The organism is Altericista sp. CCNU0014, assembly GCF_044923475.1.
In the GTDB taxonomy this organism is placed as follows: Bacteria; Cyanobacteriota; Cyanobacteriia; order Thermosynechococcales; family Thermosynechococcaceae; genus JAAURS01.
Map to the genome: position 1 here is coordinate 1,887,555 of NZ_CP137338.1, position 23,229 is coordinate 1,910,783.

At 54.3% G+C, this 23,229-nt stretch carries 16 protein-coding genes; 5 read left to right on the forward strand and 11 right to left on the reverse strand.

Annotated elements, in window-relative coordinates; translation table 11 throughout:
• The first annotated feature begins 134 nt into the window (after nucleotides 1–134).
• The gene (locus R6H26_RS09440) at nucleotides 135–1,064 is read left to right on the forward strand and encodes a DUF4351 domain-containing protein (RefSeq protein WP_404790201.1); all 930 of its coding nucleotides are present in this window, start codon (nucleotides 135–137) and stop codon (nucleotides 1,062–1,064) included.
• 325 nt (nucleotides 1,065–1,389) lie between these two features.
• Here the strand turns inward: R6H26_RS09440 and R6H26_RS09445 are convergent, their stop codons facing one another.
• Together R6H26_RS09445 and R6H26_RS09450 are read right to left on the reverse strand one after the other, a co-directional pair.
• Complete coding sequence (locus tag R6H26_RS09445) at nucleotides 1,390–1,674, reverse strand: type II toxin-antitoxin system VapC family toxin (protein ID WP_404790202.1); 285 nt, start codon at nucleotides 1,672–1,674, stop codon at nucleotides 1,390–1,392.
• Nucleotides 1,675–2,130, reverse strand: a complete 456-nt coding sequence (locus tag R6H26_RS09450) for an addiction module protein (RefSeq protein ID WP_404790203.1) — start codon at nucleotides 2,128–2,130, stop codon at nucleotides 1,675–1,677.
• Between the two features lie 132 nt (nucleotides 2,131–2,262).
• On the opposite strand from R6H26_RS09450, the gene clpB reads away from it, so the two are divergent.
• Nucleotides 2,263–4,965 (forward strand): ATP-dependent chaperone ClpB, encoded by a 2,703-nt coding sequence (gene clpB, locus R6H26_RS09455; RefSeq protein WP_404790204.1) that lies wholly within the window; start codon nucleotides 2,263–2,265, stop codon nucleotides 4,963–4,965.
• A gap of 132 nt (nucleotides 4,966–5,097) precedes the next feature.
• Here clpB and R6H26_RS09460 read toward each other — a convergent pair whose 3' ends face one another.
• The 5 genes from R6H26_RS09460 to rpsT all read right to left on the reverse strand — a co-directional run bounded on the left by R6H26_RS09460 (nucleotide 5,098) and on the right by rpsT (nucleotide 15,856).
• Nucleotides 5,098–9,105 carry a DNA-directed RNA polymerase subunit beta' gene (locus tag R6H26_RS09460; RefSeq protein WP_404790205.1) on the reverse strand — a complete coding sequence of 1,336 codons (4,008 nt, stop codon included), beginning with the start codon at nucleotides 9,103–9,105 and terminating at the stop codon, nucleotides 5,098–5,100.
• Nucleotides 9,106–9,140: 35 nt separating this feature from the next.
• Complete coding sequence (locus tag R6H26_RS09465; RefSeq protein ID WP_404790206.1) at nucleotides 9,141–11,012, reverse strand: DNA-directed RNA polymerase subunit gamma; 1,872 nt, start codon at nucleotides 11,010–11,012, stop codon at nucleotides 9,141–9,143.
• A 139-nt stretch (nucleotides 11,013–11,151) separates the two neighbouring features.
• The gene (rpoB, locus tag R6H26_RS09470; RefSeq protein ID WP_404790207.1) at nucleotides 11,152–14,448 is read right to left on the reverse strand and encodes a DNA-directed RNA polymerase subunit beta; all 3,297 of its coding nucleotides are present in this window, start codon (nucleotides 14,446–14,448) and stop codon (nucleotides 11,152–11,154) included.
• Nucleotides 14,449–14,662: 214 nt separating this feature from the next.
• The gene (locus tag R6H26_RS09475) at nucleotides 14,663–15,475 is read right to left on the reverse strand and encodes a TatD family hydrolase (RefSeq protein WP_404790208.1); all 813 of its coding nucleotides are present in this window, start codon (nucleotides 15,473–15,475) and stop codon (nucleotides 14,663–14,665) included.
• A gap of 75 nt (nucleotides 15,476–15,550) precedes the next feature.
• A complete protein-coding gene (gene rpsT, locus R6H26_RS09480) occupies nucleotides 15,551–15,856 on the reverse strand; it encodes a 30S ribosomal protein S20 (protein WP_404790209.1) in 306 nt (101 codons plus the stop codon).
• Nucleotides 15,857–16,049: 193 nt separating this feature from the next.
• On the opposite strand from rpsT, the gene hisD reads away from it, so the two are divergent.
• Nucleotides 16,050–17,360 carry a histidinol dehydrogenase gene (gene hisD / locus R6H26_RS09485; protein ID WP_404790210.1) on the forward strand — a complete coding sequence of 437 codons (1,311 nt, stop codon included), beginning with the start codon at nucleotides 16,050–16,052 and terminating at the stop codon, nucleotides 17,358–17,360.
• Between the two features lie 112 nt (nucleotides 17,361–17,472).
• The gene (locus R6H26_RS09490; protein WP_404790211.1) at nucleotides 17,473–17,895 is read left to right on the forward strand and encodes a universal stress protein; all 423 of its coding nucleotides are present in this window, start codon (nucleotides 17,473–17,475) and stop codon (nucleotides 17,893–17,895) included.
• A gap of 8 nt (nucleotides 17,896–17,903) precedes the next feature.
• Here R6H26_RS09490 and R6H26_RS09495 read toward each other — a convergent pair whose 3' ends face one another.
• From R6H26_RS09495 to cobA, 3 genes are all read right to left on the reverse strand, one after another.
• On the reverse strand, nucleotides 17,904–18,299 hold the full coding sequence (locus tag R6H26_RS09495; protein ID WP_404790212.1) for a hypothetical protein: 396 nt from the start codon (nucleotides 18,297–18,299) through the stop codon (nucleotides 17,904–17,906).
• A 125-nt stretch (nucleotides 18,300–18,424) separates the two neighbouring features.
• Nucleotides 18,425–19,681 (reverse strand): glycerate kinase, encoded by a 1,257-nt coding sequence (locus R6H26_RS09500; protein WP_404790213.1) that lies wholly within the window; start codon nucleotides 19,679–19,681, stop codon nucleotides 18,425–18,427.
• A gap of 209 nt (nucleotides 19,682–19,890) precedes the next feature.
• Nucleotides 19,891–21,504 (reverse strand): uroporphyrinogen-III C-methyltransferase, encoded by a 1,614-nt coding sequence (gene cobA, locus R6H26_RS09505; protein ID WP_404790214.1) that lies wholly within the window; start codon nucleotides 21,502–21,504, stop codon nucleotides 19,891–19,893.
• Nucleotides 21,505–21,736: 232 nt separating this feature from the next.
• Between cobA and R6H26_RS09510 the strand changes: the two genes are divergently transcribed.
• Entirely contained in the window at nucleotides 21,737–22,501 is a 765-nt protein-coding gene (locus tag R6H26_RS09510; RefSeq protein WP_404790215.1) for a hypothetical protein, read from the forward strand.
• A 76-nt stretch (nucleotides 22,502–22,577) separates the two neighbouring features.
• Here the strand turns inward: R6H26_RS09510 and R6H26_RS09515 are convergent, their stop codons facing one another.
• Nucleotides 22,578–23,165, reverse strand: a complete 588-nt coding sequence (locus R6H26_RS09515; RefSeq protein ID WP_404790216.1) for a GNAT family N-acetyltransferase — start codon at nucleotides 23,163–23,165, stop codon at nucleotides 22,578–22,580.
• Nucleotides 23,166–23,229 lie beyond the last annotated feature (64 nt).

Below are 23,229 nucleotides of genomic sequence, written 5' to 3' on the forward strand. Positions count from 1 at the left end.
TCACAGCCTAACGTTCGAACTCAAATTGATGTTGTCGGCCTATCAAGCAAGGCTAGAGGCACGTTGCCCTTTTCAAGGAAATAGCCTTCTCCATCATGGTACGATGCGGAACAGCTTGAATTCGTTGTCTTTGCATGACCCGTACCTACCATGACTTATTTGCCAAACAGCATCTGGAAACTTTACTGGAGCCTGTAGGTACCGTTACAACCAGTCGAAAGGTCATCAGTGAAACTCGTGAAATTGATGTTTGGTTTGTCCCTAAGCCTGATGCTCAACTTGCACTGAATCAATTGGGCATTTTGGGGCGGATGGTCAGACAATCTTGTGCAATAGAACCTTTTCATAATGCGGTGCAATCCCATGAGATTGATAGCTGTATTGGCAAACGGGTTAATGTAACTGAAGAGCTAATACGTCAAGCAAAACGCGAAACACAATCGTTGTCTGAGCAGGATTTACCTCGGTTGTGGATTCTGAGTCCAACGGTTTCAAAACGAACGCTGCAAGGATTTTCTGCTATCGGGCTTACAAATTGGCCGAAGGGCTTTTATTTTCTGCCGACAGAGCTACGTACTGCTGTTGTTGCGCTACATCAGCTTCCGATCGCAGAAGAGACATTATGGTTGCGATTGATGGCTCGTGGTAAGGTTCAACGTCAGGCAATTTCAGAATTGTTGGCACTGCCAGCCAATCATCCGATGCGGCAAAACACGATTGAGCAGTTGGCGGTGTTGCGAATTAACCTAAATGTGTTGCAGAATCTAAATGAGGAAGAGAGGGCTTTAGCGATGAACTTATCTCCAGTTTACGAAAAATGGCGTCAAGAAACTTTGCAAGAGGGTCGCCAAGAGGGTGAACTTAAGGGTCGCCAAGAAGGGCGTCAAGAAGGTGAACGGTCGCTGGTTCTACGTCTGCTCTCCCGCCGAATTGGGAATTTGTCTCCTAATGTTGTATCCAAGGTTGAAGCGTTATCTCTGCCTCAATTAGAAATGTTGGGTGAGGCACTATTGGACTTTATGGGTGCTGAGGATCTGATGACTTGGTTGGAAGCGAATCAGTAATCTTGATTGTGCGATCGCCCTCCTAATAAACCACCACACGATCGCCGTTTCAGTCGCGAATATCAGAGCGATCGCTTCCATCGCCTGCTACCGTGCTGCTTTAGCACTGACACACTCAATCCATCAGAGAAGGCGATCGCCCTCAATTACAAATAATGGCTAGGATTTTCGACCTTCAATCCTTCTCTAATCGCTGCTTCGTTTAGCTCATTATCTGCGGAAACGAGGGTTACGAGGGGTAAGCTGTTCTCAATACATAGACTATTGACAGCACATGCCGCTGCAACTTGAACTGCATCATAACCTCGCAGTCCTTGGGCTTGAGCTAGGTCCATGGCAGCAGCAATAATGCGATCGCTGATTTCGATAACTTATACTCAGTTGCTAGATCGACCCTGAATTGATGACATAGGGCATCAGCATCTTCTAAGTCAATGCTGCCGCCTTTTGCGCGTCGCGTTATGGCAGCAGTGATTTCAACCCCTGCGATTGCCGCAATAACGATGTCGTGATTCGAGGCAGGATTACATAAATTCAATATCCACTGAGAGCCTGTTTCGTTGATGTATCGCTTAACAAGAGCACTACTATCGACAAAATAGACCGCCATTTAACGACGTTCCTCAAGGATTGTCTCAGAGAGAGGTTTACCTTGAATTTCAACCAATCGTCGCTCTATAGACTGGGGGGAAGTAGGATACTTGATCTGTTGAGTCAGACCAGAGGCCAGAAGCGCCTGAGGAAAGCCAGCTTGTGGAGCGGTTTGGTGCTGAGCTAGTTTAGATTGAATGGATTTCTGAAGTTGTTGTAACTCCTCTGTCTCAAGAGTTTCAATCTGGCTAAGGAGCAGTTGTCTTACCTGAGCAAAAGTTTCTTCTCCAGAAATCGGTGTTACCGTGCCATTGCACACCTCATCCCTGCGCCTTTTGGCCTCAGTGACCCAAGTCGCTTGAAGGGTTGAGTCAGTATCAAATTCCAAACTCTCAACCAGCTTTTCTGCTAGAAATGCTCTTGATACGCTGGGTAAAGACAAAATTTCTGTTGTCAGTTGCTCAATCGATCGCATAGTCCCTCACAGAACCCTGAGCTTTCCTCACTATTTTAGCTTAGACCCAAGTTGCCTCTGCCCCTAGCTGAGTAAACATAGCTTGTTATACTAGACCATAATATTCACGGTCTATCCAGAGCCTAACGCCCCATGCAGCCGACCGACCCAGGCAAATTTACCGATAAGGCTTGGGAAGCCATTGTCAAATCGCAAGACGTTGCCCGCAAATATCGCAACCAGCAGCTCGAGGTCGAACACCTCGCGATCGCCCTCCTCGAAGAAGACGAAACCACCACTCTTTTGCTCGAGCGAGCGGGTGCGGACCCCGTTGCCTTACTCAAGCGCCTCACGGACTTCGTGCGGCGACAGCCCAGCGTGACCGCCAATGGCACCAATATTTACCTAGGACGCGGACTCGATCAGCTCCTAGATAGCGCCGATGCAGAACGGGAAGAACGGGGCGATCGCTTTATTTCCGTCGATCACTTTTGGCTTGCCTTTGCAGAAGACAAGCGCGTGGGCAAAAGTCTGCTGCGCAGCGTCGGGCTAGATGGCGGATTGCTCGAAGAAGCCATCCAAAAAACGCGGGGCACCCAAAAAGTCGTGGATCAAGATTCCGAGTCTCGCTACAACGCGCTGGAAAAGTACGGGCGCGACCTCACCGCCCAAGCCCAAGAAGGAATGCTAGATCCCGTCATCGGTCGGGACGAAGAAGTCCGCCGCGTGATTCAGGTTCTGTCGCGCCGTACGAAGAACAATCCAGTGCTGATCGGGGAGCCGGGGGTGGGCAAAACGGCGATCGCCGAAGGATTAGCCCAGCGCATCGTTAAAGGCGACGTACCGGAATCCTTGAAAAATCGCCAGTTGATTTCTCTCGATTTGGGTAGCCTCATTGCCGGAGCTAAGTACAGAGGCGAATTTGAAGATCGCCTCAAGTCCGTCCTCAAAGAAGTGATGGACTCCGAAGGGCAAATCGTGCTGTTTATTGACGAACTGCACACCGTTGTCGGCACCGGAGCTACCCAAGGCAACATGGATGCAGGCAACCTGCTCAAGCCCATGCTGGCCCGGGGAGAACTGCGCTGTATTGGCGCGACGACCCTCGATGAATTTCGCAAATACATCGAAAAAGATGCGGCCTTAGAGCGGCGCTTCCAGCAGGTGCTCATCGCCCAGCCCAATGTCGAGGACACCATCTCCATCCTGCGAGGTCTTAAAGATCGCTACGAGATCCACCACAACGTCAAAATCACCGACTCGGCCTTGGTAGCCGCCGCCGTCCTGTCCAATCGCTACATCACCGATCGCTTTTTGCCCGATAAGGCGATCGATCTCGTAGACGAAGCCGCCGCGAAGCTCAAAATGGAAATGACCTCAAAACCTGGGGAATTAGAAACCATCGAGCGCCGCCTAATGCAGCTCGAAATGGAAAAGCTGTCCCTAGAGCAGGAAGCAGCACCCCGCGCGCGATCGGGCGCGTCGTTTCAGTCTTCCGGCGATCGTCTCGCGCGCGTCCTTCAAGAAATTAAAGAGCTAAATCCCAAAAAACAATCCCTCGAAAGCCAATGGCAGGGCGAAAAGCAGGTTTTAGACTGCATCAACCACCTCAAAGAAGAAGAATCCCAGCTCCGCGTCCAAATCGACCAAGCCGAGCGCGAGTATAACCTCAACAAAGCGGCTCAGCTCAAGTACGGACGCATGGAAGCCCTTCAGCGAGAACTCGAAGAACAGGAAATCCTGCTCCACGATCTCCAAGAAAAAGGATCGACGCTACTCCGCGATCAGGTCACCGAAGCCGATATCGCCGAAGTGGTCGCCAAGTGGGTGGGCATTCCCGTCACGCGCCTCCTCGAAACCGAGCGCCATAAACTGCTGGCCCTAGAATCCTATCTGCATCAGCGCGTCATCGGTCAAGAAGAAGCCGTTGCTTCCGTCTCGGCTGCCATCCGTCGCGCCAGAGCAGGCATGAAGGACTTAGGTCGTCCTATTGGGTCTTTCCTCTTCCTCGGACCCACGGGGGTGGGCAAAACGGAGTTAGCTCGCGCCCTTGCAGAACTGCTGTTCGATGCTGAAGATGCGATCGTGCGGATTGACATGTCCGAGTACATGGAAAAACACGCCATTTCTCGGCTCATCGGCGCGCCGCCCGGCTACGTGGGCTATGACGAAGGCGGTCAGCTCTCCGAAGCCATTCGTCGCCGTCCCTACTCCGTCATTTTGTTTGACGAAGTGGAAAAAGCCCATCCCGACATCTTCAATGTCCTGCTCCAAGTTCTCGACGACGGGCGCATCACCGATTCCCAAGGCCGCACGGTTGATTTCTGCAATACGGTCATCATCATGACCAGCAACATCGGCAGCGATCGCATTCTCGACCTTTCGGGCGACGATACCCGCTATGACGAAATGGAAAAACAGGTCATGGGCGCGCTGCGATCGCACTTCCGGCCCGAATTCCTCAACCGTGTGGACGATGTGATTCTGTTCCATTCCCTTGGACGCGAAGATCTGCGTCAGATTGTCGGCATCCAGCTCAAGCGGGTCGAAAAACTACTCTCTGAGCAAAAAATTAAGCTGAAGCTTTCCGACGCTGCCCTCGATCACTTGGTCGAAGCAGGCTATGACCCTGTATATGGCGCTCGGCCCATTAAGCGAGCCATTCAGCGGGAACTGGAAAATGCGATCGCCACTAAGCTCCTAGAGCAAGCCTTCACTGAAGGAGACACCATCCACGTGGACTGGCAGAAGAACCAACTCGTATTCCAAAACCAAACCCGTTCATCGATCGCCAAAAAAGATGCTAAGTCGGACAAGGCGATCGATGGGGCGATCGCAAACGCGATAGAAGCCTAGTGAAGTCTGCATTAATACACTTTTATAGCGCGTTCTAATCCTTTCCCCTGGGGCACTTTGTTGGGCGAGTATAAAAAAGGACCAGTCTCAGACTGGCCCTTTTTTATAGTTTATTGCAGCAGCAAAGCGCGCTTAGAAGTCATCGCTGTCCGGGTCGAACTGCTCCGCAACCGAATCGTCGATCAGGGCATAGTCATCGACCGGATCGACAACAAAGGCACCCCGCCCGCCCGTTCGCTTTGCCGCCCCATCGCCGCCAAAGAGTTCGTCTTCGGAGTCAACAATGGTCAGCGCATCGTCAAAGGCATGCTCCAATCCGTAGGTCCGAGCGGTCTGATCGTCAATCACGTCATCATCATCGCGGTAGCCGCCATTTTCGTAGGCCGACTCCAGATCGCTGAGCCCGCCCGGAGACTCTTCGTAGGTGTTGAACCCAGTCCCCGCTGGAATCAAGCGTCCGATGATCACGTTTTCCTTCAGACCTCGCAGCCAATCTGATTTTCCTTCGATCGCCGCTTCCGTCAAGACCCGCGTAGTTTCTTGGAAACTTGCTGCCGAGATAAAGCTGTCTGTATTCAGAGAAGCCTTAGTGATCCCCAATAGGACTGGCGTGTACTCTGCGGGTGCGCCCCCCGTAATCGACATGGCTTCGTTGACTTGCTCCGCTTGATACAGGTCGATCAGCTCTCCAGGCAAGAGCGTAGTGTCTCCACCGTCGTCGATCCGGACTTTAGACGTCATCTGCCGCACGACCACTTCGATATGTTTGTCCGCAATATCGATCCCTTGGGACTGATAAACGGATTGCACCTCGTTGACCAAGAAGGATTGTACCTTCTGCAAGCTGATCAAAGCGGCTTCGTAGAGACCGTTCGACTCGCGGTGGAGTCGGAAGTAAATCTCCAGAATGTCGTGGGGGTTGATCGGGCCGTCCGTGAGCGGCTCTCCAGCTTCAACCCGCTGTGCGTCAGACGCCATCGGGTTCTGTCCGGGACCGATCGGATAGTCCGTCACGGTACCATCGTACTCGACCACCTTAATATCTACGGAGTCGTCGTCGTTGTACTGAAGCTGAACTGTGCCGGGACGGTGTGCCAGGGTGCACATCTCCTTCGGTTTGCGAGCTTCGAGCAGCTCTTCAATCCGAGGTAGACCTTGAATGATATCCCCAGTCTTCGCTCGCTCAAAGACCAGCAGGGCCAGATTGTCACCCCGCTGCACCAAATCTCCATCGTCAATTTGGAGCATCGCACCTGGCGAAACCAGATAGGGTCGCGCAATTCTCAGGGTCAGTTGCCCGTCGTCAACGCTCGCCACTTGGGCCGACTCCGGAGCCGTCAGACCGGCGGCAATTTCATCTCCAGCTCGCACCAAGTCGCCCGCTTTAATCGTAGGGGATTGACCTTTCAAGTCTACGGAGATAAGGTCTTCCTCCGTAACCACGAGCAAGCGACGGATCGTTTCCCCATCTTGGCGAATCCCGCGAATTTGCCCGCCTTGCTTGGCCTTGATTTCAGTCCGCGCTACCACTGCGCCAGGGTCGATCTGCTGTCCGTCTTCAACCAGGAGACGGGTGTGGGTACTGCCCTGGGTTTGGTCGGCAGGGATATCGCGCCGCAGCACGAGGGATTCTAGAATCACGAGCTGAAGGCGAGAAACGTTAACGTCTTTCTCGTCGGGAATGACTTCGATGTCGGCAGCGATCTGCGGCGCGTCGGTGTCAATTTCTAACACCAATTGGGTTCTGAGCAGATCGAGTCCTTCAATCGCCTTGACCCGTTCTCCATCTTTGTAAGGCAAGCGCTGAACAGCCCGAAGCTGAATGGATCGACCCGCTTCGTTGATAGATTCTTGGGAAGGCACTGACGGCTGGTCGGGAACTGCATATTCGATCACGGGACGTAAGAGCAGCGCGTAACCCTCGGGCGTCTCAACGCACTCCAAGTAGCGAAGGTCTGTCAGCGGCAATCCGGGAATGACTTCTTCCCCAGGATTCCCTAGGGTTTCGTTTTTGGCCAAGACTGCTTCGGGGTCGTCCACCAAGTGAAGATCGCCGGGTTTGATGACGATTTCCCGTAGAATGTCGTTTTTCTGCGTGACTTCTACGACACCGCTACTTTGGCAGAAAATGTCTTTGACGACTTCCGTCCCTGCTTCAACGTACTGGCCGTCTTCCACCATCAACAGCGAGATATCTTTGTTGACCTCGTGAGCTTCCTCAGGAATCCACAGCAGCGTGCCACCCTGGATTACTTCGTAGCCTTGCTTGGCTTTACCGCGCTTGGCAACATCCACGCCAGAGTATTTGATAATCCCGCCTGATGAAGTGCGGTAACTGTCGTCTACGAGCTCGGCAACCACCTGACCGTTGAGCACTTTAGTGCCGGGTGCGGCTTTGAGCAAGAACTGCTGATTATTCTGCGCTTCGATGATGTACTGTTCCCGTCCCTGGTGGCTTTCGAGATGAACCTTGGCCGTATCCAGCATCACAGAGGCGGTAATGATCTCCACCTCGCGACTGCCTTTGCCGTCCGCAGCGTATTCTGGCAAGCGAACGACCCCACCATGCTCGGTCATGAGCTTGGTTTCCGCCAATACGGCATTGGGTTCGATGCGATCGCCGTTGCCGACGGTCGGCTCTGCTCCAGGCGGCAAGTTGTACACTTCTCCAGACAAAATCCAAATCAATCCGCCTCGAGGTGCGATGCGAGTGGTGTTGCCTTGGCGATCGCGTTTTTCTTCCGGCACGAGGTTCATGAATTGAACTTCTCCAGCCAAGTCGGAAGCCACGTCCTTGGTCACTTTCTCCGTGCTCTTGCGCACGTTACGGCTGTTGTTGACCACCTCGCCCAGTTGCTGGCCTTGCTTTACCTGCTGCCCGTCGGCAAACAAGAGGGTAGAGCCTTGGGTAATTTCAAAGACTTCCTTCTTGCCGCCGCCTTCTAAGGTGAGCTGGGTATTGGTCTCAGCCGTATAGGCATCTTCCCCGTGGCGGGTTCGGAACGGTCGCATCCGCACGTTTTTGGGATACTTCACTTTCCCGGAGAAAGGCGCGCGGACTTGTCGCGCCATTTCTGCGGTAAATACTCCACCCGTGTGGAAGGTCCGCATGGTGAGCTGAGTGCCAGGTTCTCCGATCGATTGCGCGGCAATGATGCCCACGGCCTCGCCAATGTCCACCACATAGGCATGGGCCAGACTCCACCCGTAGCAGTGCTGGCAGACCGAACGGGCCGCTTCGCAGGTCAGGGGCGATCGCACGACCACCTCCTCCACCCCTGCATCGCAAATTGCCTGGGCTAGATCCTCAGAAATTGCCTGATTCTTCGCTAGGATGACTTCGCCCGTTTCGGGATGAACCACATCGTTCAAAAGCACGCGACCCAAGAGGCGATCTCTGAGCTTGATCAGCACCTTGTCGCCATCCATCATGCTGCGCACCGCAACCCCGCGCTGGGTACCGCAGTCATTCTCGCGAATGATCACATCCTGGGACACGTCCACCAGTCGGCGGGTCAGGTAGCCCGAGTCCGCTGTTCGGAGCGCCGTATCCACCAAGCCCTTGCGAGCGCCGTAGGAAGAAATGATATATTCGGTAACCGTCAGTCCTTCCCGGAAATTGGTCTTAATGGGCAAATCGATAATTTCGCCTTGAGGATTTGCCATCAAGCCCCGCATCCCCACCAGCTGACGCACTTGGGATAAATTCCCCCGCGCTCCCGAAAACGCCATCATGTAAACCGAATTGAGCGGATCGTTAGCCCGGAAATTCCTGACCACTTCATCCTTCAGTTCCTCGCTGGCTCCGTTCCAGGTATCGATTACCTTTTGGAACCGCTCGACTTCCGTAATTTCGCCGCGCGTATAGCGATCTTCTGTGACCCGAATTTCTTCTTCCGCCGTTTCGAGAAGATCCTTCTTTCCCGGTGGAACCTGTAAATCTTCAATACTGATCGACACCCCAGCCTTCGTGGCATAGCGAAAGCCAAGGTCCTTCAAGTTGTCGGCCATTTCCGCACTGCGAGCCGTCCCGTAATGGGTAAACGCCCAACCCATTAAGGTCTTTAGTTCGCCTTTGTTCACCACTCGGTTAGAAAAAACTGGCAGTTCAGTGTGCTTCTGCTGATTGTGAGTCGTCATACCACCTTCCGTCATAATTTGCCTTCCGCTGCTGCTTAGCTTGCCAAAGAATCCTGAATGGTCTTGTTGTAAATTACGCGACCCGCAGTGGTGCGAATGTATTGAGAAATCAAATTCCCTTCAGCATCTCTGCGAATGCGCTTAGACGGATAGGTCTGTGTTACGCTGCCGTCTGGAAAGGTCTCAACTTCAGGCTGAGCATCTCCATCGCTATCGTCTACCGGACCGTCAAATCTCACCCAGATGTAAGCGTGAAGGGCAATTTTATGTTGCTCGTAAGCCAGAATTACATCGTCTAGGTCGGAGAAATAGCCGCCCGCGCCCGTCTGAACCTTAGGGTTTTCTGCGGTCAGATAGTAGCACCCCAGCACCATATCCTGACTCGGCGTCACGATCGGTCGGCCCGTTGCAGGAGACAAGATATTGTTGGAAGCCAACATCAACAGTCGTGCTTCGGCTTGTGCCTCGATCGAAAGCGGTACGTGTACGGCCATCTGGTCCCCGTCAAAGTCAGCGTTAAAGGCCGGACAGACCAGCGGGTGGAGCTGAATCGCTCGACCCTCTACCAGTAAGGGTTCAAACGCCTGAATCCCCAAGCGGTGAAGCGTCGGTGCCCGGTTGAGCATGACGGGGTGGCCCTTAATGACCTCCTCTAGAACGTCCCAAATCAAGGGATCGTTGCGCTGAATCAGCCGCTTGGCTGCCTTAATGTTGTTGACCAATCCCTGACGGATCAGGCGATGGATGACAAAGGGCTGAAACAGCTCGATCGCCATTTCCCGAGGCAGACCGCACTGGTGAATTTTGAGCTTAGGCCCCACCACGATCACAGAACGACCGGAGTAGTCCACCCGTTTACCCAGCAAGTTCTGCCGGAAGCGACCCTGTTTCCCTTCGATAATGTCAGATAGCGACTTGAGGGGACGATTGTTGGCTCCCACGACCGTTCGTCCGCGGCGACCGTTATCGATCAAAGCGTCTACGGCCTCTTGAAGCATCCGTTTCTCGTTGCGAACGATGATTTCGGGTGCGAGGATTTCCTGAAGCCGGGCCAGACGGTTGTTCCGATTGATAACGCGGCGATAGAGATCGTTGAGATCGGAGGTAGCAAATCGACCCCCATCCAACTGCACCATCGGACGCAAGTCGGGGGGAATGACGGGAATGTAGGACAGGACCATCCAGTCGGGGAAGGAACCCGTCCCCACGAAATTATCGACCACTCGCAACCGCTTGATCAGCTTGGCGCGCTTTTGCCCCTTAGAGGTTGCAATTTCTTCCCGCAGGCTCTCCGCTTCGGTTTCCAGATTCAAATCCTGGAGCAGCCGCTGTACGGCCTCGGCACCAATGCCTACTTCAATGCCCGCGAGTTGAGAATCTTCGCTGTAGATCTGATCCTCAATTTCCATCCACTGATCTTCGCTGAGCAACTGTTTGTAGGACAGGTTCTCCGCATTACCTGCATCCAAAACGACGTAGGCGTTAAAATATACGATTTGCTCTACATCCCGCAGCGGCATGTCTAGCAGGGTTGCCATGTAGCTCGGAATCCCCTTGAGGTACCAAACGTGGGTCACGGGAGCTGCCAGCTTGATGTAGCCCATGCGATGCCTGCGTACGCGCGATTCCGTCACCTCAACGCCGCAGCGCTCGCACACGATCCCGCGATGCCGCACCCGTTTGTATTTTCCGCAGTGGCATTCCCAATCCTTGGCGGGACCAAAAATGCGCTCGCAAAACAGACCGTCCATCTCCGGTTTCAAGGTACGGTAGTTGATCGTTTCTGGCTTGGTCACTTCGCCGACCACTTGGCCGTTGGGCAGGGTGCGCTCGCCCCACTGACGAATTCGTTCTGGAGATGCCAGACCAATCTTGACGTAGTCAAATCGCTGTTCTAGCTTAGGCATCGCTTAGCGTTTCCTTTTGTGTATCTCAAACTAAATCGATCGTAAAAACCGGGCAACTGCCGATTGAAATACCGTAAAACCCTAGGGCTTCGATCGGCGATTTCAAGCGGCAGCAAACCGTCTCTGGATACCAAGCCCGCTACTCAGGCTCGTCCAAGTCCATTCTCGATAGGGACTCGTAGGTCGGTCGCGAAGGCGTCCTGCGCTGACTGACATCCGCCATCAGATCCACCTCGACATCGCGACTACTGCCTTCGTCATCCGGTTCCACCTTGTGAACGGCAATATCCAAACAGAGAGACTGCAGCTCTCGCATGAGCACCTTAAAGGATTCCGGCGTACCGGGGCGAGGGATAGCCTGACCTTTCACGATCGCATTGAGGGCTTCGTTGCGCCCCTGCATGTCGTCGGACTTCACCGTCAGCAGCTCCTGGAGAATATATGCAGCCCCAAACGCTTCCAGCGCCCAGACTTCCATTTCTCCAAAGCGCTGACCGCCCTGCTGCGCTTTACCGCCCAAAGGCTGTTGCGTGACCAGGGAGTAAGGCCCCGTGGACCGAGCGTGAATCTTATCGTCGACCAAGTGAACCAGCTTCAGCATGTAGGCTTTACCTACGGTCACGGGCTGGTCGAACGGTTCGCCCGTCCGCCCGTCGATCACCTTCAACTTGCCTGGCTCGTCGGGGTTGAAAATCCAGTGTTTGCCGTACTGCTCGCTGGCCTCTTCTAACTTGCCGTGGACGGTCAGGCGCGATGCTTCTTCGCCGTGCATTTCGTCGAAGGGGGTGAGCTTAAAGCGCAGGCCCAGGTTTTCCCCAGCCCAACCTAAGAGGCATTCGAACACCTGCCCCACGTTCATCCGGGACGGTACACCCAAGGGGTTCAGCACCACGTCGACGGGAGTGCCGTCTTCGAGGTAGGGCATATCTTCGATCGGCAGAATCCGGGAAATAATACCCTTGTTGCCGTGACGGCCCGCCATCTTGTCGCCCACCTGGATTTTGCGCTTCTGGGCCACGTACACCCGAACCACCATGTTGGCTCCCGGTGGCAGTTCGTCTCCCTGCTCTCGGGTAAAGATCCGCACGTCTACGACGCGGCCCTTCTCGCCATTGGGTACTCGCAAAGAATTGTCGCGAACGTCCCGCGCTTTTTCGCCAAAGATGGCTCGCAGCAGCTTTTCTTCTGGCGGCTGGTCGGATTCGCCCTTAGGGGTGACTTTACCTACTAAAATGTCGCCGGACTCGACCCACGCGCCCGTCCGAATCACGCCGTTCTCGTCGAGCTGACGCAGGGCATCTTCCCCAACGTTGGGGATTTCCCGCGTAATTTCTTCGGGACCTAACTTGGTTTGACGGGCTTCAATTTCGTACTTCTCAATGTGAATGGAAGTATAAACTTCGTCCCGCACGAGGCGTTCGCTAATCAGAATGGCGTCTTCGTAGTTGTAGCCCTCCCAAGGCATGTAGGCTGCCAATATATTCTGACCGAGGGCCAGTTCTCCGCCTTCGGTTGCAGAACCGTCTGCAATAATCTGGCCGGATAGGACGCGATCGCCCACAAACACGATGGGCCGCTGGTTGAGGCAGGTATCTTGGTTCGAGCGATGGTACTTTTGAACCGGGTAAGTAATGACCTCTCCCTCATCGTCTCGCACGCAGATTTTATCGGCAGAGACGTAAGTGACTTCCCCGTCGCTGCGGCTGATAATCACCATCCCAGAGTCGCGCGCGGCTTGGCCTTCTAGCCCAGTTCCGACCAGAGGGCGCTCGGGACGCAGCAAAGGCACCGCCTGCCGCTGCATGTTAGAACCCATCAGCGCTCGGTTAGCGTCATCGTGCTCCAAAAAAGGAATCAACGAGGTTGCAACGGAAATGATCTGCACCGGAGAAACCGCTACAAAATCTACCTCAGTCGGCGATGTCGTGGTGAAATCTTGACGGTAGCGAACGGGCACCACATCGCCGAGAATGTAACCGTTTTCGTCCATGGGGATATCCCCTGGAGCGACCCGCTTGTCGTCCTCTTCGTCAGCGGTCATGTAGAGGGGCGCAAACTCTTTGAGCACGCGTCCGTTCTCGACACGATAGGAGGGCGTTTCGATGAAGCCGTAGGAGTTCACTCGCGCGTGGGTGGCCAAGGAGCCAATCAGACCTGCATTCGGACCTTCCGGCGTCTCGATCGGACAAATGCGCCCGTAGTGGCTGGGGTGAATGTCCCGCACCGCAAATCCAGCTCGTTCCCGCGTCAGACCACCAGGACCGAGGGCGCTGAGCCGCCGCTTGTGGGTCAATTCGGCCAAGGGATTGGTTTGATCCATAAACTGAGAAAGTTGGCTGGATCCGAAGAACTCTTTAATGGCCGCCACCAAGGGCTTGGGATTCACCAAAGAGGCCGGGGTCAGGGACTCGACATCCGAAACGGTCATCCGTTCTTTGATGATGCGTTCCAAGCGGTTGAGACCCACCCGCACCTGGTTTTGGAGCAGTTCGCCCACAGAACGAACGCGACGGTTGCCCAAGTGGTCGATGTCGTCGATGCTGCCGATGTCGAACTCTAGGTTGATGAGGTAGTCGATCGCCGCCAGAATATCGTCCGGCGTCAGCACTCGCGTGTTTTCAGCCGTATTCAGCCGCAGCTTTTTATTGAGCTTGTAACGGCCCACCCGCCCCAAGTCGTAACGTTTGGGGTCGAAAAACCGAGAATCGAGAAGCTGTTGGCCGCCGGAAACCGTCGGTGGTTCGCCGGGCCGCAGCTTGCGATACAGCTCCAAGAGGGCTTCTTCCTCGCCAAATTGACCTTCTTTTTCGATGGTTTTTTGGTAGTATTCGGGGTGGCGCAACCGATCGAAGATTTCCCCATCGGTCAATCCCAACGCCTTGAGCAGCACCTGAGCCGAGAGCTTGCGCGTCTTGTCGATTCGCACCCAAACGAGATCGTTCTTGTCGGTTTCAAACTTCAGCCATGCCCCGCGATTCGGAATTAAGCTGGCATTGTAGGTGCGCCGCCCGTTTTTATCCGTCTCGGACTTGTAATAAACGCCGGGACTTCGAACGATCTGGTTCACGATCACGCGCTCTGCACCGTTGATGATGAACGTCCCGCGATCGGTCATGAGCGGAAGATCGCCAATAAAAACTTCCTGCTCCTTGATTTCGCCCGTTTCCTTGTTGATGAGACGAGTGGGAACGTACATCTGGACGGCGTAAGTGCTATCCCGTCGCTTTGCTTCGTCGACGCTGTACTTAGGTCGCTTTAGCTTGTAATCTTTGGCAAGAAAATGAAGCTCAATTTTACCCGTGTAGTCCGTGATGGGAGAAAAACTCTCTAGTTCTTCAATCAGCCCTTCTTCGAGAAACCATCGAAAACTCTCCCGCTGAATTTCAACCAAATCTGGAAGAGCAAAAGCAGGTTGGGTGTAAATCTGATTAGTCATGCGTCTCCTCTAGAGGTCACGCCCAGCGCAAATAGAATTGTACATCATATTCCTACGCAGAGGAAAAGTCAATCCAAGGCGTTGCGCTGTGCTGGTCTTTGAATCGGTGGGTGGGGCTGCAAAAAGCGGATTCGGTCTGCGACTCCCAGGGGCATAAGCTTCGAGAAGTCTGAGGCCCATCTTTACAATGGGTAATATAGTCTAGCGCAATTGGCTAAGCTTCGACCAAAATCGGCTGTTCGGCCGGTCGAGGCAGATCGAACAGCGTGCAGGCATTTTGAGTGGTTTGAGCTGCAATCTCAGAGAGGGAACAGTTCCGGAGATCGGCAACGCGCTGAGCGACGTGATAGACGTAAGCGGGTTCGTTGCGGCGCTCTCCCCGCTTGGGGACGGGAGCGAGAAAGGGGCAGTCTGTTTCGACGAGCAGCCGATCTGCAGGCACGATTCGAGCAGACTCGTGGATTTGAACCGCATTTTTGAACGTTACAGTACCGCTAAAGCTGATGAAGAACCCTAGGTCGAGAAACTGTTGGGTTTCTTGAGGGGTTCCTCCCCAACAATGCATGACACCCTTGACGGGACCGTACTGCTTCCAGAACGACCTCAAGAACTCGGCCATGGGCTGGGCTGCGTCTCGGCAATGAATGATGACCGGAAGACTCAGCCCTTGGGCAATCAGAAGTTGAGTCTCAAATGCCTCGAGTTGCTCGGCCAAATTCTCGGCTCTGTAAAGGTCGAGCCCCGTTTCTCCAATTGCAACCACTTTGGAATCGGAGGTTGCTAAGGATCGAATCCGATCTCCCAAGCTCGCCGTCCACTGCGCTACATCCAACGGATGCAGACCTACCGCAAAAAACAGCTCTGGATAGCGGCGGGCCAAACCTTGAATTTTTTCAAATTCGTCAGGCTCGACGCAAGAATGGACTAAACGGACGACGCCGGCTTCGCGCCAGCGCCGAACGACTCGCTCAAAATCTGGCTCGAAAGCTTCAAAGTTGAGATGAACGTGGGTGTCGATGAGATGCATTCTGCTTTTTCGAGCGTGAGAGATCGCTTCTAAGTCCAAACCGATGGTGCTAGAACCTCTGGGCGCGGGACTGTCCTAGGCCTGTTGCGCTGCTCCCTGGGTCGAACTTTTGAGAACGCGAGCGAGGCGGGCTTTTTTACGCGCGCCCGTATTGCTATGGAGGACGCCACGCTTCACAGCTTTGTCAATTTTGCTATAGGCAGAGGACATGCGCTCTTCGACTAATGCCATTTGCTCCGGCGTGGGTTCGGCAGCGTACTGGCGAACCGCATCGAAGTACTTCTTCATGAGGGTCTTGACGGCAGTTTTGTAGGACTTATTGCGGAGACGATTGCGTTCCGAGATTTGGATGCGTTTAATTGCTGATTTAATGTTAGCCACAGTTGTTCGGCAAAGTATAAGACATGAAAATACCCAATAAATCATGATAGCACCAGTTCTTCCCAGAACACGACCTTTCTAAAATCGCGTTAAGCTAAGAATACTAAAGACGGGTTTGCTCCGGTACCTAAATCCGTCGCTATACTTGAATTCAGTCTTTCTAATCCGAGACCTACATTGGCTGCCCAAACCCATGTTGAGAACGATTACACAGCTCTCCGAGGCAAAAGCTGAACTTCAGCGAATTTGCGACCGCATCCACGACGATCAGGTTCTGCACAAAGAGGCAACGGTTCGCGAAATTTTGCAGAGCGTCAGGCGTCAGGGCGATCGAGCGCTCTTGCACTACACGGCTGAATTCGATCAGGTTACGTTAGAACTCGGCGGGTTGCGGGTGAGCGGTGCTGAGCTGGATGCGGCCTACCAGCAGGTTTCTAAGGAACTTTTAGATGCCATTCAGTTAGCCCATCGTCAAATTGAATCTTTTCACCGCCAGCGCAAGCCCAAGAGTTGGGTGCAGTTTGGAGACGACGAAGTGGTCTTGGGGAAACGCTACACCCCTGTAGACTGTGCTGGATTGTACGTGCCGGGTGGGCGGGCGTGCTACCCCAGTACGGTCCTGATGAATGCGGTACCTGCTGCCGTGGCGGGGGTGCCGCGTGCGGTCATGGTGACGCCGCCGGGCCCCGACAAGCAGATCGATGCAGCGGTGTTGGTGGCGGCTCAAGAAGCGGGAATTCATGAAATTTATCGGGTGGGAGGGGCTCAGGCGATCGCCGCCCTGGCTTACGGGACCGAAACCATTCCAAAGGTCGACGTGATTACGGGGCCGGGGAATGTCTACGTAACCCTCGCCAAAAAGCTGGTGTACGGAACCGTTGGGATCGATTCTTTGGCAGGACCGTCTGAAGTTCTCATCATTGCGGACCACCTTGCCAATCCCGTTTTCGTCGCAGTGGATTTACTGGCCCAAGCAGAACACGATCCTTTAGCGGCGGCAATCTTAATTACGACCAGCATGACCTTGGCCGAACAAGTGACCCGCGAAGTGGAAGCGCAGTTGGTGAATCACCCGCGCCGGACGCTGACGGAAAAGGCGATCGCCCACTACGGCCTAATCATCGTGGTGAACACCCTGGAGCGGGCCGCCGAACTTTCCAACGAGTTTGCCCCGGAACACCTAGAGTTAGAAGTTGAAGACCCTTGGGCTTTGCTAGAACATATCCGCCATGCAGGGGCGATCTTCTTAGGTTCCGATACGCCAGAGGCAGTGGGCGACTATTTGGCGGGACCAAACCACACCTTACCCACCTCGGGATCGGCGCGGTTTGCTTCGGCGTTGGGCGTCGAGACCTTCATGAAGCACTCCAGTCTCATTCAGTATTCCAGCACTGCCCTGAGCAAAGTGGCCAATGCCATCGAAATTTTGGCAGATGCAGAGGGTTTGCCTTCCCACCGAGATTCAGTGCGGTTGCGGGCGCGACCGAAGCCCCATTATCCCTAGCGTTTACGGGCGAATTTCCTCGTAAATACTCGTAACTGGCATGTGTTAGAACCTCGAATGTCGTAGTAAGGTCGAGATGCTGCTCGCGATCGCGTATTTGGAGGCACGTACCGTGTTTGATCGAATCCTAGTGGCTTTAGACAGTTCCGAACAGTCGGACTATGTGATTCAGTGCGTTTTGCAGATTAAGCTTCAGCCTAGCGCGACGATCGTTTTGTGCCACGTCATCGAGCTATCCGAGAGCAATTTAGAACAGCCTGCCGACCTTCCCTTTGTCGATCCAGAATTGGGTCAGTTTCGACACATCGAAAAAGCGCTCCAAGCTTACCAGGCCGAACTTCCCTGTCAATCGGAGCTGGAAATTGTGACGGGCGACCCGACGGAGGAAATTATTCGACTGGCAAATATCCATCATGCTGACTTGATCGTGCTGGGCAGTCGCGGACTGACGGGGGTGAATCGAATTTTGAAGGGCTCGGTTAGCAGCCAAGTCGTCAGCGATGCATCCTGTCCCGTGCTGGTGGTCAAGCTTTAAGGATGGGTCTAGCGGCGAAACTTCTCCGCAAGAGCAAGGTAGGCTTTTAAGCGGAGAAGCGTGGCAGTATTGCCGGCTTGAAGCGGAAGGAAGGAAACGCCTTCGAGGCAAGACTGCACCCATCCGTCGCCCCACTGCCACTCGTGAATTCCATCGATCCCCCGACTTAAAATTAACCGGAGTCCTTCGGTCTCGACGGCGTCAACGTTGTGTTCGACGGGAACGAATCCAATCCAGCTTGTAAAGGTTAAGCCAGGGGACAGTTCTGCCAGAAGGTTTCCGGTCAGAATTTGGGGAAACAGCCATTGCCGCAGTTGGGCCGTTCGTAGAATGGCCTGGTTTAGCTGGGAGGCGGTCGCTCCGATTTCAACTCGCAGTTGGCTTTGCTGAAAGGTTCCAAGCATGGGGATTAAGGGTAAGGGTGGAGATGGGGCTGGTCGGGAAGATGGGGGAGATGGGGGTTTGGAATAGGCTATTCCCGAACTGAAAACCACCAACAATCTTGTAGGGGGCGCAAGGCCTCGCGCCTCTACAGGAAATCGCCTCGGTCGGAATCTAAGGGTCGGTTTTGCAGCCACTGTTGCCCCAATTGAAGGCCCGCTTTTTGCAGCCACTGGGCAGCGCGAAGGCGGCAGTCTTCGGCGGAAGTGGGTGCATCTGAGGCGGGGAAGCAGCAGGTCGGACCTGGCGTTAAAGAGAAGCAGTTGCCTCTAAAGGATTGCGCTAAAGTCGCCGCATCTTCTGACACGATCGCCCCAGATAGAAGCGTGACGGGTACTCCTTCATTGTGAGCCATTTGAGCGACAACCCAGGGGGCCTTGCCTTGCAGCGTTTGGACATCGCTGCAACCCTCCCCCACAATCAGCCAGTCTACCTGCTTTAAATGATGGGGAATGTTCAGCAGTTCTGCAATGAATTTTGCACCGGAGGTATGGATGCCGCCTAACAACTGGAGCGCAAATCCCAGCCCGCCTGCCGCGCCAGTCCCAGGGCGGGTCTGTAGGTTTTGTCTCAGCTCGCGGGAGGGAAACTGCTGCGCTATAGTCCGTTCTGCCAAGGTGGCAAAGCGATCGAGGGTTCGATCGATGCGATCGCGTTCTTCTTTATTTGCTAAACCTTTCTGCGGGCCAAAGGTATGGGTGGCCCCGTTCGGCCCGCAAAGCGGACTGCGGACGTCCGACAGCAAGGTTAAACGCGTCGATTGCAGTCGAGGATCGAGACCAGAGAAATCAATGCTCGCGAGCCGTGCTAGACCTTCTGGCGCAGGTGATAGAAGACAGCCTCGAGCATCCAGGAACTCAACCCCCAACCCCGCGAGCAGACCCGCACCGCCATCGTTCGTACAGCTTCCCCCTAGGCCGACGTACAGTTCGCGAATACCAAGATCTAAGGTATGTCGTAGGAGTTCGCCTACGCCTTGCGTCGCGCGCTGGGCGACTGGATACTGTTGTGACGATCGGTCAGTGATGCCTACAACCTGGGCGACTTCGAGGACAGCAGCAGGTTGGTTTTGAATTTCGCAACGATAAAAACACGCCCGTACGGGTAAGCCCGCTGCATTTTTGACTGTCCACCGCTCGAGTTCTCCACGCAAAACAGCCTGGAGCGAGTCTAGGGTGCCTTCTCCGCCATCGGCCATCGGCCACTGCAAAATGTTGGCCGATGGGAGCGCCTGCTGCAATCCACCCGCAAGGGCTTGGGCTGCTGCTTTTGCGGTCAGCGTTCCTTTGAAAGAGTCGGGGGCGATCGCAATGGTAGGCCAGGGCTCGGACGGGGTAGCGCGCATCTGTCTATTCTCTGGCGTTTCGTGCAATTCTACCAGCCTAGAAATCTCGCGCAGTCAGGATCGCTCCCATAAAAAAGGATCGCTTCCGAGAGCAATCCTTTGGCTAAGTGCTAATACTTTACTGTACGCAAACCTCGCATGGGATTTAATGAAGTGCAGCGATCGAGGTCATGCTTTTACTGTGATCTCGATCGCTGCACAAAACGCTTTTAGCTGTAGGTCAGAACAACACTTTCAATGAGTCCTTCCAGGGTATACTCCCGAGCCTCGATATCGACTTTGCCTAAAAGCGCGCGACAGGTTTTAGACGTCTGCGGCCCAATGGAGGCAACTTTGAGGGATTGAAGGATCGGGTTCCAGCCCGATGGCTCGAAATGCGGCGTTTGCTGGAGCAACTGCCAAAAGTGCTCGACGGTTTTGGAACTGGCAAAGGTGATGACATCTACAGTCTGTTGCTGGAGAGCGACTGCAATTTGGGGGTCTATAGCACTGGGACATTGAGATTGATAGGCAGGAACTTCAACCACCGTCGCTTCTTGGGCCGTAAGCTGCTGCACTAGGACCTCCCGTCCGCCGGACTCCACCCTCGGAAACAAACAGCGCAGGCTGCCTAGGCGATCGCGATCGGGGAAGTGGGCCACGAGTTCATCGGCAATGTAGTGCGGGGGGATAAAGTCTGGGATGAGTCCCTGCTCTTTTAATACGGCGGCGGTTTTGCGTCCCACAACGGCAATTTTAATCCCCGCTAACGCCCGCGCGTCTTTGCCTTGGGCCAGCAACCGCTCGAAGAAATACTGAACGCCATTAGCTGAGGTCAAAAACAGCCAGTCGAAGGTGTCGAGTTGGGCGATCGCCCGATCCAGTGGCTCCCAACTCGAAGGGGGAACGATTTCGAGCGCCGCCATCTCCAAGACCGTTGCACCTTGCGCCTCTAAACTCTGGCGAAATGCTGGGGCTTGGCTCGCCGAGCGCGTTACTAGAATCGTCAGCCCTTCTAAGGGGCGAGACTGCTGAGATTGCAAGTCTGCGTGCGTTTCAGTCATAGTCATTTCAGTCATAGTAGCAAGAGGACTAGGGGGTACTAAGGCAGAGAAATTGGGGATGGCAAGGGTTTCGCGAAGCCGGACGACTTCGCCGATGACCATGACCGCAGGTGAGAGTCGTTCTCCTCGGGTCTCTTCCACAATTGTCTCTAGGGTGCCGACCCAGACTTCCTGCTGGGGCCATCCGCCCCAGCGAACGATCGCGATGGGTGTATGGGCGGGTTTGCCGTGCTCTTGGAGAGACTGGATGAGGAGGGGGAGCGATCGCCCTCCCATGAGAATCACCAAGGACTCGCTGCGCGCCATGAGGTCCCAATCTACGGCAGCAATCTCATGGGCGCTCGCAATCGTAACGCTGCGGCTGAGGACCGGATCGGTTAGGGGAATTCCGGCCAAAATTGGAGCAGCCAAGGCCGACGATAGCCCCGGCCAAACCTCATAGGCACAATTTGCCGATTGCAGCGCCTGTATTTCTGACGCCACTCTACCAAAAAGAGCGGGGTCTCCGCTTTTCAGGCGGACCACCTGTTTGCCTTGCTGGCAATACGTTATTAACAGTCGATCGATCTCGGGTTGGGGGGTGCTGGGTTCTTGCCCCCGCTTCCCCGCCCATAGATGAATACAGGTTTTCGGCGCGAGCGTTAATAATTTGGGATCGATCAGGGCATCATAGATAAGAACCTCAGCGGTTGATAAAATGGTCTGTCCGGCAACGGTCAAAAAATCTGCCGCACCGGGTCCGGCTCCGAGAATATAAACTTTCCCTTCGGTTTGGGCCATATTTGTCTCTAACCTTTGAGGAGAGCGGAAAATCTGGAAGCTTTAGGTAATAGGGTCGTTATTTCCATTGCTACGATAGAGTGACAGTTCGAGTCCTAACACTAAAATATTGTCTTATTGCGCTCTATAGCCAATTTGGAGTCAATCAGTTAGTCTCGATCGGTCAGTTGGATGCTACAGCAGTCAAATTTCGAAGTTTAAGTTTTTTAAGGTAACGGTGAGGCATAGACAGATGAAGGTGCGGTTTAATCGAGTACCCCTATATTTGACCCTTGCGCTCGTGCCCCTTGCAGTGGTGGGGTGCGGAGAGTCCAAGGATTTGAGCGTCAGCCCCGCCCCAGCGCCTGTTCCTTCCCAACCCTTTCCCTCACCATCCGTTCCGGCGACGCTTAACTCGCCCTCTAAAATTGCGCTGACCCGACCCACCAACCCCGACGATCGGCTGCGAGTGATCAAGAGCGGACGTCCCGATCCGTTTGGTTCTGTAGGACCCGTAGCGCGCTTGGCCCCTACAGGAGGAGGAGGTAATAATACTGCTGCAACGACACCCGGCGGTCCTTCCACCCAGTCGGCGAGTTCGGCACAATCTTCAGCTAAAGGACGATCGGGGACTGCCAAACAGATTGCGATCGGTCCTGGGACACAAGCCACTAGCGCCAAACCGTCCGACTCGCTCAAGCTTCCAGAATTGCCCAAGGCCCCAGAACCCGCTCAAGTCAAGGTTACGGGCGTGGTGATTGTCAGCGGGCTGCCCCGCGCGATCGTGCAGGCACCCGACGAGCCGACCAGCCGGACGGTCGGCATTGGCGACTCTCTCTCTGGCGGGCGACTTTTTGTCAAAAGTATCGACACCAGCAATCGGTCTGAACCGAGCGTCGTGTTCCAGCAAGGTAGCATCCAATTTTCAGTTGCTGTGGGCAGGGAACCCGTTCTTCTTGCCTCTGCTTCAGGGCCAAACCCTCCCGTTCGCGGTTTGTATTCTCTGCGGAATCGGTAGGCTAGGATTGCCCCTTCAAACAAAGAACTTCAAACAAAGAACTGAGTTCGGTGCATCGCTCGACGTTGTAACAGTGCTAGGTCAATTGTTGCGTTTGAGCCGAGCGGGAAGATTTCAGGTTGAGTTGCAGCGATTTGCTCATCAAGAGCTGCTGCGACTGCCCGAATAGCCTCGCCCAAACTGGAATTTCATCCTGCTGCCGTCGATAGCCTAGGTTGAAGTACAGCCCTCTGGCAACTTGATTGTCTTTTTTGACATGGAGATAAAGCGTGTCGTGTTGCCAGTGTTGCGCGATCGGTTCGCAGGCCAGTAGTAGCTGTCGGCCTATTCCGCGACGGCGGAAAGATCGGGCAACGGCTAGGTTGGAAATATAGGGTACCGATGCATTAAAGGTTCCCCAGGCTAATAAGGGCCGCACGGCTAATTCGACCGTTCCGGCAACGATCGGCAGTTCGCGTTGCGAGACTTGAATGCCCACGAGGCAGATGTGCTGAGACGGCTGGCTCAAATAACGGCTTTTTAAGTCCTGATAAATGCCGAGCTTGAGAATGGGGGCAGCCCACCCCGTCCATCCGTGCCCGCCATAAAACGCTTCGCTTAGCAGCTCGGCTACAGACGGAATATCTTCGAGTTGGAGGGTGCGTACGACGATCTGCTTTTCCATCAACCGTCAAGATTTATGCTGCTTGAGTAGATGCGCTGGTGTAAGGTTCACCAGGCTATCTCCC